The sequence below is a fragment of the Flavobacterium sp. BFFFF1 genome (assembly GCF_002256285.1).
GTDB lineage: Bacteria > Bacteroidota > Bacteroidia > Flavobacteriales > Flavobacteriaceae > Flavobacterium.
In genome coordinates this window covers 149,745-162,781 of sequence record NZ_NKJE01000004.1, presented here as the reverse complement: position 1 = coordinate 162,781, position 13,037 = coordinate 149,745, and the positions used below count along the sequence as shown (strand labels likewise).

Sequence of the window (13,037 nt, the reverse complement as noted above, 5' to 3'; positions counted from 1 at the left end):
ACTATTCCTTATTAATTATTGATTATTATTTAAAATAATGGAAGCATACATCATAGACGGCGTACGGACGCCGATCGGGAATTACCAGGGAACTTTAGCCGCAGTGCGCGCTGACGACCTTGGCGCTTTGGTCATAAAGACTTTGGCTGAAAAACATCCCGAAATTCCGCAAAGCGATTACGACGACGTGATCATGGGCTGCGCAAACCAAGCCGGTGAGGATAATCGAAACGTAGCACGTATGTCATTACTATTGGCGGGTTTACCGCAAACCGTTCCGGGCGAAACCGTGAACCGACTTTGCAGTTCAGGGCTATCCGCGGTAATCCATGCGAACCGCGCGATTAAAGCGGGCGATGGCGATTTGTTTATTGCGGGCGGTGTCGAAAATATGACGCGCGGACCGCTCGTGGTGTCCAAGCCATCAGCTGCTTATGGAACGGATTCTAAAATGTACGACTCGAGCTTCGGCTGGCGTTTCATCAACCCAAAAATGCAGGCGATGTATGGCGTGGACGCGATGGGCGAAACTGCTGAAAACCTCGTTGACCAATACCAGATTTCAAGAGAAGACCAGGACCAATTCGCGCTGCACAGCCAAATGAAAGCGGCGAAAGCACAACAATCGGGACGTCTCGGAAAAGAAATTGTAGCGGTTGAAATTCCACAGCGCAAAGGCAATCCAATCGTATTTGATAAGGACGAATTCATCAAACCGAATTCCTCCATGGAAGGACTTGCCAAATTGCGTGGCGCGTTCCGAAAAGAAGGTACGGTGACTGCGGGAAATGCCTCAGGATTAAACGATGGGGCGGCGGCAGTCTTAATAGCTTCTGCGGAAGCGGTAAAAAAATATAATTTAAAACCATTGGCGCGAATAGTAAGTTCAGCGGTGGTTGGCGTCGAGCCAAGAATTATGGGTATCGGCCCGGTTGAAGCGACGAAAAAGGCGTTGGCAAAAGCAAACTTAACGTTAGACCAAATCGATATGATAGAACTCAATGAGGCGTTTGCAGCACAAAGTATTGCGTGCATCCGCGCATTGGGATTAAAAGATGACGACCCAAGGATCAATCCAAATGGCGGAGCGATAGCCATCGGACATCCGCTTGGCGTTACCGGTGCGCGGATTGCGTATTCGGCCGCATTGGAGCTGAGCCTGACAGGCAAGAAATACGCATTGGTCACGATGTGTATTGGCGTGGGGCAGGGCTACGCGATGATTATAGAAAGAGCATAAACCCAGTAACAGAAAATGTTGCGGTTAAATTTATAGGTATGAGCAAATTACAGAATTATGTCAACGGCCATTGGATGGAAGGCCTTGGCGAAGGGGTCCCATTATTTGATTCGGTGACAGGAGACGTTATCGTAAACGCCTCCGCAGAAGGACTGAATTTCGGCGAAATCCTCCATTACGGAAGAACCACCGGAGGTGCAAAACTACGCAAAATGACGTTCCAGGAGCGCGGCAATATGCTCAAGAAACTGGCTTTATACCTCACAAAGAAAAAGGAAATCTTTTACGAACTCAGTTACAAGACGGGGGCTACGCGTGTAGACAGCTGGATTGATATTGAAGGTGGTTTTGGCAATTTGTTTGCCAATGCGTCATTGCGAAAATTATTTCCAAACCAGCCTTATGATGTCGAAGGCGACGCGATTGATTTATCCCGTGGCGGACGTTTTATGGCACACCACATCCTGGTTCCTAAACCCGGCGTTGCCATACACATCAACGCATTCAACTTCCCAATCTGGGGCATGCTTGAAAAATGTGCGGTAAACTGGATGGCAGGAATGCCCGCAGTTGTCAAACCGGCCACTTCAACGTCGTACCTGACTGAAGCGGTTGTAAAAGAAATCATCGCCTCAGGAATTTTGCCTGAAGGCGCACTGCAACTCATCTGCGGAAGCGCACACAACATTCTTGACTTTGTGGAATCGCAGGATGTAGTCACTTTTACCGGATCTGCCGATACCGGCCGTAAACTAAAATCAAACGCCAGGCTGATCAATGAATCCGTGCCATTTAATATGGAAGCCGATTCGCTGAACTGCTCCGTTTTAGGTGAAGATGCTATTCCGGGAACACCCGAGTTTGATTTGTTCGTCAATGCAGTGCGTTCTGAAATGACCGTGAAATGTGGGCAGAAATGTACCGCGATCCGCCGTATCATCGTTCCGGAAAAACTCATCGAAGATGTCCAGATCGCACTTGGCAAAGCGTTGGATAAAGTCACAATCGGTGATCCAAGGCTGAAGGAAGTCCGTATGGGATCGCTGGTAAGTCAGGAGCAGGTCAATGAAGTCAGGTTAAGGACGAAAGAAATCGCTAAAACGGCCTCGATTGTGTATGGCGATTACGATAAAATTTCAACAGTAGGTGCCGACGCTTCAAAAGGCGCGTTCATTAGCCCGATGTTGTTGCGCGAAGACCATCCGTTTAAAAATACCCTGGTTCACGAAACCGAAGCTTTCGGGCCCGTTGCCACACTAATGCCTTATAAAAACATCGAAGAAGCGGTAGAATTGGCGAAACTTGGCAAAGGTTCGTTAGTGTCTTCGATTGTTACCAATTCAGATACAATAGCTAAAGATTACGTTGTCAACGCGGCATCACACCACGGACGAATCCTCGTGCTGAACCGCGAAAACGCGAAGCAAAGCACCGGCCATGGTTCGCCATTACCTCAGTTGGTGCACGGTGGTCCGGGACGTGCCGGAGGCGGTGAGGAAATGGGAGGCGTGCGCGGTGTGAAACATTATATGCAGCGTTGCGCCATCCAGGGATCGCCAACGACTTTAACGGAAATTACCGGCATTTACCAACCGAATTCGGCGTACAAGGAAGCACCGGAACATCCGTTTAAATATTATTGGGATGATATCGAGCCGGGCATGTCGTTAAAAACACACAAACGTACCGTCACCGACACCGACATCATCAATTTTGCCAATTTAACCTGGGATCATTTCTATGCCCATACCGATATCACCTCCCTGAAAGGAAGTATTTTCGAAAAACGCACCGCGCACGGTTATTTCATTTTAGCCGCCGCTGCTGGCCTATTTGTATGGCCCAATAAAGGTCCGGTGGCTGCGAATTACGGACTGGAAGAATGCCGTTTCCTACGTCCGATTTACCACAACGATACGATGTATGTGCGTTTGACGTGCAAACAGAAAGTGGAACGCGACAGCCGCGGTGAGGAATTGCCAAGCGGAATCGTAAAATGGTTCGTGGAAGTCTTCGACCAAAATGACGAACTCACCGCGATTGCCACCATCCTGACGATGGTACAGAAAAAATCGCCATTTCAAGAGATCAACAGAAGTAATATTGACGAATACCTGACGAAGCTTACCGTAAACCACAAAGCCAATTGGGGTACGATGACACCGCAGCACATGGTCGAGCACATGGAGCACCAATACCGTTTTGCCGCAAATCAAAAAGGTGATTTCGAGATCGCGACACCGGCAGAACATCTGGACAAATACCGCGAGACGATTTTCAACCACCGCCCGATGCCGCTGGGCCACAAGCATCCGTTAATGAAAACGGAAGGCAATGAGGACTTGGTACATGCAGATCTGGCGACTGCCAAGTTGAAATTGCTGGAAGCGATGGACGCTTATGAACAGTATTTTAAGGAAAATCCGGAAGCCCGCACCAAGAATGTGGTGTTTGGCATGATGGATAAATTTGAGTGGGATTTGTTGGCTACGAAACACTTTAACCACCATTTTAAGCAATTTGGGATTTTGGATTAGGAGCTATTCCCGCTTTCGCCTTTATCTTTTCAGTAAATTCCTTCGCTTCGCTGCGGGGATTCCTGAAAAGGATACCGGCTCTATCGGGGCTAGGGTTTCAAGTATAAATTAAATATCGACGACATGTCAACAGAAGCATACGTAAAATCAAACATAGAAAACAACATTGCGACAATCGAATTCTTCCATCCGGAGCAGAATTCATTGCCGGGAAATATTCTCGCGCAATTGGCGGAAACGATTACAAAAACAGGAAACGACGACAATGTCAAAGTCATCATCCTCAAAAGCGGCGGCGACCGCACGTTTTGTGCCGGAGCCAGCTTCAAGGAATTGATCAACATCAATGACGCTGCGACCGGAAAAGTATTTTTCTCCGGTTTTGCGAATGTCATCAACGCGATGCGCAAATGCCCTAAATTCATCATTGGACGCATTCAGGGAAAGACGGTCGGCGGCGGCGTGGGGATTGCAGCTTCCACCGATTATTGCTTTGCAACGAAATTTGCAGCGATAAAGCTGAGCGAACTCAACGTTGGGATTGGCCCATTTGTGGTTTCACCCGCAATTGAAAGAAAGATGGGCGTTTCAGCGATGTCACAAATCGCTATCGATGCCAATACATTTTATGAAGCGGAATGGGCGAGGAGCAAAGGGCTTTTTGCACAGGTTTTTGAAAGTATAGACGAAATGGACGCAGCTGTAGACGCGTTTGCAAAACACTTATGCACCTACAATCCCGAGGCCATGACCGAAATGAAGAAAATATTCTGGAAAGGCACTGACGATTGGGACAACCTTTTAGCCGAGCGCGCCGCCATCAGCGGACGTTTGGTGTTGAGTGATTTTACGAAGAAAACATTGGAGAAATTTAAATAAATATAGTTGAACGTCTAAAGTCAAAAGAGGAAAGCCAAAGCAGCACTCTTTAGACTTTAGACTTTAGAATAACCATGGTATACGAATTCAAAGGGTTTATTCCCGTCATCCACGAAAGCAGCTTTATCCATCCGCAGGCTGCAGTTACCGGCAACGTGATTATCGGTAAGGATGTGTATGTGGGACCTGGCGCCGCCATTCGGGGTGACTGGGGTGGAATTATCATTGAAGACGGTTGTAACGTGCAGGAAAATTGTACGATCCACATGTTTCCGGGAAAGAATATCACGTTGAAAAAAGGAGCACACATTGGTCATGGCGCAATTATTCACGGCGCCAACATCGGAGCCAACAGTTTGGTTGGGATGAACGCGGTGATTATGGATGACGCCGAATTGGGTGACGAATGCATCGTCGGGGCGTTGACTTTTATCAAGGCTGAAATGAAAATTCCGAACCGCAAAATGGTGGTTGGAAATCCGGCGGTGATTGTCAAGGACATCAGCGATGATATGATTGCCTGGAAGACCAAAGGAACACAGTTGTACCAACAGTTGCCAAAGGACCTGTATGAAACACTGAAAGTGGTTGAACCATTACGGGAAATCCCAAAAGACAGACCGATTCAGGAAACGAATTACATGACGTTAGAAGAGTTCAGGAAGAAATAATTAAGTCGAAAGTCAAAAGTCGAAAGTCAAAAGGCTTTCGGTAACTGGCGTTCCACTTTCAAATAAAATATAAATCAGAGAAGTCAAAGGCAAAGATTAGCCGCAATGCCAGATCTTTCCACTTTGCACTTTCAACTTTCGACTATGATTGTAGAATTTAAAATGCCCAAAATGGGCGAAAGTATTTCGGAAGCAACCCTCATCAACTGGCTGAAAAATGCCGGGGACAGCGTGGAGGCTGAAGAAACGTTACTCGAAGTTGCGACTGACAAAGTAGACAGCGAAGTGCCGTCGCCGGTAACCGGTGTCATTACTGAAATCCGTTTCGGGAAAAATGACGTGGTGAAAGTCGGTGAGGTATTAGCACTTATCGAAACGGACGGAAAGACGCCGGGAAAGAAAATAACCATTGGAAAGACAGAGCATGGTACAGGGCGGAACGCTCAGGGAGAGAAAGTAGTTGTGAATGTTGAACAACCAGCAACGAAATTGGAGCACGCCAACTACCAACGCCCAAAGTCAAATCCGGAGGCATTCCTTTCACCATTAATCATCAGCATTGCACAAAAGGAAAACCTGTCATTGGAGGAAGTGCAACGCATTCCCGGTTCAGGAGCTGACGGAAGGATTCAAAAAAGTGATGTTTTCAATTATCTGAAAAATCGAAAATATCCGTTAAAAAGTATCGCTGCCACTGTCACCCCGAGCGCAGTCGAGGGGCTAAAATCTACTTATCCGAAACCGGTTATTAATTTTACGGAAGGAAAAGACCGCATTGTTGAAATGGACCGCATGCGCAAGATGATTGCGGACCACATGGTCTATTCGAAACAGACCTCGCCGCACGTGACCTCTTATATTGAAGTGGATGTGACGAATCTGGTCGAATGGCGGAATAAAAATAAAGATGTTTTTGCTGAAAAGCACAACCAAAAACTCACGTTCACACCGATTTTCGTGGATGCTGTCGCCAAAGCCATTGTCGATTTTCCGATGATTAACGTATCTGTGGATGGTAAGAATATCATCGTGCACAAGGACATCAACATCGGGATGGCAACCGCACTTCCTAATGGGAACTTAATTGTTCCGGTGGTGAGGAACGCCAATGAAAAAGCGTTACCGGAATTGGCAGCCACTGTAAATCATCTGGCAGAAAGTTCGCGTAACAATAAATTAAAACCCGATGAAGTACAGGGCAGTACGTTTACGATTTCAAACGTGGGGACGTTTGGAAGTTTAATGGGTACCCCGATTATCAACCAACCTGAAGTTGCGATTTTAGCGTTGGGGATTATCAAGAAACGCCCGGAAGTGATCACAACTGAAAGAGGTGATGAAATTGCGATACGCAGCATGATGTATTTATCACTTTCATTTGACCATCGCGTGGTCGACGGATTTTTAGGAGGATCGTTCCTGCGTAAAGTAGGCGATTATTTAGAACAATTTGATATCAATACCGCAATCTGATTTGCATAAAATATAAACACTATGTCTTACACCATCAAAGAGACCAGAGCGACCGCTTCAAAATTGCATGAAGTCGATATTAACAATATTGTCATGGGGCATGCCTTTACGGACCACATGTTTATCTGTGATTATGAAGACGGCAAATGGCAAAACCCGCGCATCGAACCGTTGCATGAGATTCCGACACATCCCGCAGCAATGGCTTTGCACTACGGGCAGGCGATTTTTGAAGGCATGAAAGCGACTTTAGGAAAAGATGGCTCGCCGTTACTTTTCCGTCCGGACGAAAATGCAAAACGACTGAATTTCAGCGCGGACCGTATGGGAATGCCATTATTTCCAGAAGATTTGTTCGTGGAAGGACTGAAACGATTTTTAGCGATTGAGCATCATTGGATTCCGACGAGTGAAGGAAGCGCATTGTATTTACGCCCTTTTATGTATGCCGATGAAGCGTTTATTGGGATGCGTGCCGCGACGAAATACAAATTCATCATTTTTGCGTCGCCCGCCGGACCATTTTTCAGTAAACCGATTAAGTTGTGGGCGGAAACCAAATTTATCCGTGCTGCGAATGGCGGAACAGGAGAAGCCAAAGCTGCGGGAAATTACGCGGCTGCCATCCGCCCGACGGAGTTGGCAAAGGCCAAAGGTTACGACCAGGTGTTGTGGTTGGACGCAAGGGATTTTGAATACATACAGGAAGTCGGGACGATGAACATCTTCTTTAAAATCGCTGGTAAATGGATTACGCCGAATCTTGGCGGTTCCGTTTTGGCAGGAATTACCAGGATGAGTGTAATTGATTTATTGCGCGATAAAGGATACGAAGTGACGGAGCGACCGATTGCGATGCACGAGATTATTGAAGCTTCGGAGCAGGGAAGCCTGGAAGAAGCGTTCGGGGCTGGAACTGCAGTTGGTATTGCGATGGTAGAGGAAATAGGGTATCAGGATATGAGGATTACCTTTCCTGCCGGAAATCCGGTGTCGGAGGATGTGAAAGAAACACTGAATCAAATTAAGTTGCAGGAAGTGGAAGATAAATTTGGCTGGATTGTTCCGGTGGAACTGGGAATACCGCAGCCCCGATAGAGCCGGTATCCTTTTTTGCTTGCGGGATCGCCTCGACTGCGCTCGGGGTGACAAAGCAAAAAAGATAAAGGCGAAAGCGGGAAATGCTGCCCACATAAAAAAAATAAAAATGGAGATTGCGGAAAGCACTTTAAGTAAGATTATTTTAGAAAAGGCGTTTGCTACGATGGCAACGGCGAAAGCGATGACGGAACTGTATGAGGAGAATTTCAAGACGGTTTCGAAATACGTACATGCCACATCCCGTGGCCACGAAGCCATTCAGATTGCAGTAGCGATGCAGTTATTGCCGCAGGATTATGCCTTTCCGTATTACCGGGATGACGCGATGTTGTTGGGTATTGGAATGCAGCCTTATGATTTAATGCTGCAGTTGATGGCGAAAAAAGACGATCCGTTTTCGGGCGGAAGGACGTATTATTGCCATCCGAGTTTAAGGGCTGCCGATAAACCGAAAATTCCGCACCAATCGTCAGCGACTGGGATGCAGGCCATTCCTGCAACGGGCGCAGCTATGGGATTTTGGTATAAAGAAAATATGGGGATTCAGGACGATGTTAAGGAACTGCCGATTGTCGTTTGCTCGTTAGGCGACGCTTCAGTAACGGAAGGTGAAGTTGCAGAGGCGTTCCAGATGGCAGCGTTGAAACAATTGCCGATATTGTATCTAGTACAGGATAACGGTTGGGATATTTCGGCGAATGCCAAGGAAACCCGAGCACAAAATGCGTTTGAATATGCGAAGGGATTTCACGGTATTGAGGCCATTACAATTGATGGAGCGGATTTTACGGAGAGTTACCTGACGATACAGAAAGTGTTGAAAACGATGCGTGAAGAACGCAGGCCGTTTTTGGTGCATGCGAAAGTACCGTTGTTAAACCACCATACTTCGGGTGTACGAATGGAATGGTACCGCGATGATTTGGAAGAGGCGAAGTCAAGGGATCCGTTTCCGGTGTTGAAACAACAACTGTCAGATGCCGGATTTTCTTCATCGGAAATAGAAAAGATAAACCGCACGGCTGTATCGAAAGTACAGGCCGATTATGATAAAGCTTTACAGGCCGAGGATCCGAAACCCGAAGATTTGTTTACGCATGATTTCGCCCCAACACCGGTAACTGAAGAGAAGGGAGAAAGAAGTCCGGACAGGGAAGATAAAGTTGTCATGGTGGATTGTGCCTTGTTTGCCGTCGAGGAATTGATGAAAGAACATAAGGAATGTTTGTTATATGGGCAGGATGTTGGTGGAAGGCTCGGTGGTGTATTCCGGGAAGCGGCGACATTGGCGCAGAAATTTGGTGACGACCGTGTATTTAATACGCCCATCCAGGAAGCCTTCATCGTGGGTTCCACGGTGGGTATGTCGGCAGTCGGTTTGAAGCCTATCGTAGAGGTACAGTTCGCCGATTATATCTGGCCGGGATTGAACCAGTTGTTTACTGAAGTCAGCCGTTCGTGTTATCTAACCAATGGCAAATGGCCGGTATCGATGATCTTGCGTGTGCCGATTGGGGCTTATGGCAGCGGCGGGCCTTATCATTCGTCATCGGTGGAAAGTGTTTTGACGAATATACGGGGCATCAAGATTGCTTATCCAAGCAACGGCGCTGATTTAAAGGGATTGATGAAAGCGGCTTATCATGACCCGAATCCGGTTGTAATCCTGGAACATAAAGGGTTGTATTGGTCTAAGGTGAAAGGCACTGAAGAGGCGCGTGTGAATGAGCCATCGGAAGATTATATAATGCCGTTTGGCAAAGCGAATGTCATCCAGGAGATCTGGGCGCAGGATGCCGAAGAGACGATGACGGTAATTACCTATGGTATGGGTGTGCATTGGGCATTAAACGCATCGAAAGACATGAAAGATAAGGTCGAAATTATCGACTTACGGACGTTATATCCATTGGACGAAGAGGCCATCTTAAAGTCAGTTCGGAAAAGTAAAAAATGCCTTGTGGTAACGGAAGAGCCGGTGAACAATTCGTTCGCAAGGAGTCTTTCTGGCCTGATTCAGGAGAAATGTTTTAAATACCTTGATGCGCCGGTGATGGTTATTGGTTCTGAAAATATGCCTGCAATTCCGCTGAACATGACTTTGGAGCAAACAATGATTCCGTCCATGGAGAAGGTGAAGGTTAAGATGGAGGAGTTGTTGTCGTATTAAACTTCAACATGCATATTCGTTAGTCAACATGGAACATTGTTTTAAATGTTGAACATTGAATGTGGAACAACAAAAAATGAAACTTTAAAATCACAAGGGCTGTAGCGATCGGAATTATTGGTAGCCAATTGCATCGCCCGTTCGCTCTTTTTTGGAGCTCGGGTCGGCTTTTCACTGCGGGTTTTTTCAAATCCCCTCTTTTTTGCAGGCTTTCAAAAGGGCTTCCGCTGGTTGCTTTTTGAAAACCGCAAAATGCGGCGTCTTTTCAAAAAGCTTTCCATTACAATCCGGGCTACAATTGCCTCCACAAATTACATATCACAATTGCTTCCGATCGTAAATTAAGAAAAATTCCGATTTTTCCGTAAAGACATGTTCCGGGAAAACTATATCTTACCTTCAGGGAAGGGGAAGATGCATCCCTACAAAAAGGCGGTGTTTTTTATGTACGGGATTTGCGTAAGTTTTGTTAATTTTTGTTTCCTCATTTGTCGAAAGCGAGCGAGTATATAACTTATTGTGACGATGCACTGGCTTTAATGGAATCGGCATTGCTTTTAAGTTGCGACGCGCAATGGAGGAAATTTAAAAAGATGTGATATTGCCAAATGGAAAGAACTAGTATAATGAAGCAACGATTGCATATTATACTGAAGAAGTCCAAACAAAAAACCCGCTAAATCTTTATCGGCGGGTTTTCTTCTGCTTACGGTCAATATAAATGCAATATTTATTTCTTGGAGGGCGGAAATTGAGAGAGGATTTTGGAAACGAATTCGCTAACGCGTTCGTCTTTTTTCTTAGGGTCCTTCGTGAGGTAACCACTGCCTTCTCCCTGCCACACGAGTTCTTTCTTTTTGGCATCAATCAGGTCAATGAATAGCGTGCCCTCGGTGTTTGTGGTGACATAGGTATTGTTGAATCCCCATGGGTTCCAGCCGAATCCCCAACCATAACCCCAGCCTGAGTAGAATTGGTTTACATTCACTTCCTGCCTCGCTTTTGTGAAAATATTGACCATCAAATCGGGTGTCTCGCTTTTGGATAAACCTTTAGCAGTCATTTGGTCTTCGATCGCATGTAAAATCCTTTTTTTATCTAAATCCGAAATCTCAACTTTATCTATGCCGTTTTTTAAGAAAGCATAGGTTTTGAAGGAGGTGTAATCTACAGACTTGTCGTAATCGCTTGCCACTCTCACGGAAGAGCAGGCACTTAGGATTACAATTAAAAATAATGGAATCATTCTGTTCATTTTCATAGCGTCCAATATTAAGTTATTTATTTGTTGTCTTTTCTTTCCCTAAAACTTCTCACAATCGCATATACATTAATGAATATAGACGCAAATACCAGGCTAAACCGAACGTAAAGGTTTTCTACGTAAAGCGCTATGGGAAGCAACCCGGTTCCAAGGACTAACAAAGTAATGCTATTGGCCTTCATTTATCAGAAATCAAGGATTGTGTCGTCCACTTTGTTAGGGATGGTTACCCGTAATAAAGGTTGCGTTTCCATCGCCCGTTTTATCGCAAAAATCGCCTCGTCATTTCTGGCCCAGTTGCGCCTTGCAATGCCATTGTTGACATCCCAGAACAGCATGCATTCTAATCTCCGTGACGCGTCTGCCGAACCGTCAAGAACCATGCCAAAGCCACCGTTTATGACTTCGCCCCAACCGACACCGCCCCCATTATGGATGGATACCCACGTGGCACCGCGAAAACTGTCGCCAATGACATTTTGAATCGCCATATCGGCGGTGAAGCGGGAACCGTCATAAATATTTGAAGTTTCGCGATAGGGTGAATCTGTACCTGAAACGTCGTGGTGGTCTCTGCCCAGTATCACATACCCGATGTCTCCACGCTTTATGGCCTGATTAAACGCTTCCGCAATTCGGATACGTCCTTCCGCATCGGCATACAGGATACGCGCCTGTGAACCCACGACAAGTTTATTCTGTTGCGCACCCTTAATCCACTGGATGTTATCCTGCATTTGCTGTTGTATTTCAGATGGTGCTGTCTTTGCCATCTCCTCCAGCACTGCGCAGGCAATGGCATCGGTTTTTTGTAGGTCTTCGGGATTTCCAGAAGCACAAACCCATCGGAATGGGCCAAATCCATAATCGAAACACATCGGTCCTAAAATGTCCTGCACATAACTTGGGTATTTGAAATCGATATGGTTTTTAGCAAAAACGTCGGCGCCGGCTCGGGAACTTTCCAGCAGGAAGGCATTTCCGTAGTCAAAAAAGTAAGTACCTTTTTGAGTGTGTTTATTAACCGCCGCTGCGTGCCTGCGTAATGATTCCTGAACTTTTTCCTTGAATAGGTCGGGATTTTCGGCCATCATCTTTTTAGCCTCTTCAAAATCAAGGCCGGCTGGATAATAGCCGCCCGCCCATGGGTTGTGCAGCGACGTCTGGTCGCTTCCCAAATCAATATGAAGATTTTCAGCATCAAATTTTTCCCATACATCGACAATATTGCCTAAAAATGCAATTGAGACCACTTCTTTTGCTGATCTCGCCGCGTTGACGCGGGTCACCAGTTCATTCAAATCGGTGACGACTTCATCTACCCAGCCTTGAGAGTGTCTTGTTTCGACCGCTTTCGGGTTGACTTCTGCACATACTGTAATGCAACCGGCAATATTTCCGGCTTTCGGCTGTGCGCCACTCATACCTCCCAGTCCTGAAGTAACAAATAATTTTCCGGCAAGGCTCTCGCCTGCTTTGGCAATTTTCCTCCCGGCGTTTAAAACGGTAATTGTGGTGCCATGAACGATGCCCTGTGGACCGATGTACATGTAACTGCCTGCGGTCATCTGGCCATATTGGGTGACGCCGAGCGCATTGAATTTTTCCCAATCGTCAGGCTTGGAGTAGTTCGGGATCATCATGCCATTGGTAACAACAACCCTTGGTGCTTCCCTGTGCGATGGGAACAGGCCCATCGGGT

9 protein-coding genes are annotated in these 13,037 nt (G+C 46.4%); 7 read left to right on the top strand and 2 right to left on the bottom strand.

Annotation, left to right across the window (positions count from 1 at the left end):
* The first annotated feature begins 37 nt into the window (after positions 1-37).
* From pcaF to CFE23_RS03970, 7 genes are all read left to right on the top strand, one after another.
* Complete coding sequence (gene pcaF, locus CFE23_RS04000) at positions 38-1,240, top strand: 3-oxoadipyl-CoA thiolase (protein WP_291084346.1); 1,203 nt, start codon at positions 38-40, stop codon at positions 1,238-1,240.
* Between the two features lie 38 nt (positions 1,241-1,278).
* Positions 1,279-3,777 (top strand): phenylacetic acid degradation bifunctional protein PaaZ, encoded by a 2,499-nt coding sequence (gene paaZ / locus CFE23_RS03995; RefSeq protein ID WP_291084344.1) that lies wholly within the window; start codon positions 1,279-1,281, stop codon positions 3,775-3,777.
* 123 nt (positions 3,778-3,900) lie between these two features.
* Complete coding sequence (locus tag CFE23_RS03990; protein ID WP_291084341.1) at positions 3,901-4,656, top strand: enoyl-CoA hydratase/isomerase family protein; 756 nt, start codon at positions 3,901-3,903, stop codon at positions 4,654-4,656.
* A 74-nt stretch (positions 4,657-4,730) separates the two neighbouring features.
* Complete coding sequence (locus CFE23_RS03985) at positions 4,731-5,327, top strand: transferase hexapeptide repeat family protein (protein ID WP_291084338.1); 597 nt, start codon at positions 4,731-4,733, stop codon at positions 5,325-5,327.
* A 144-nt stretch (positions 5,328-5,471) separates the two neighbouring features.
* On the top strand, positions 5,472-6,800 hold the full coding sequence (locus tag CFE23_RS03980) for a dihydrolipoamide acetyltransferase family protein (RefSeq protein ID WP_291084335.1): 1,329 nt from the start codon (positions 5,472-5,474) through the stop codon (positions 6,798-6,800).
* A gap of 21 nt (positions 6,801-6,821) precedes the next feature.
* Positions 6,822-7,898, top strand: a complete 1,077-nt coding sequence (locus CFE23_RS03975) for a branched-chain amino acid aminotransferase (RefSeq protein ID WP_291084332.1) — start codon at positions 6,822-6,824, stop codon at positions 7,896-7,898.
* Positions 7,899-8,007: 109 nt separating this feature from the next.
* Positions 8,008-10,071, top strand: coding sequence for an alpha-ketoacid dehydrogenase subunit alpha/beta (locus tag CFE23_RS03970; RefSeq protein WP_291084322.1), 2,064 nt, complete (start codon positions 8,008-8,010; stop codon positions 10,069-10,071).
* Between the two features lie 730 nt (positions 10,072-10,801).
* On the opposite strand, the gene CFE23_RS03965 is transcribed toward CFE23_RS03970, so the two are convergent.
* Entirely contained in the window at positions 10,802-11,332 is a 531-nt protein-coding gene (locus CFE23_RS03965) for a DUF4136 domain-containing protein (protein WP_291084319.1), read from the bottom strand.
* 188 nt (positions 11,333-11,520) lie between these two features.
* Positions 11,521-13,037, bottom strand: a 1,517-nt coding sequence (locus CFE23_RS03960; protein ID WP_291084316.1) for a urocanate hydratase, incomplete at its 5' end; no start/stop codon positions are given.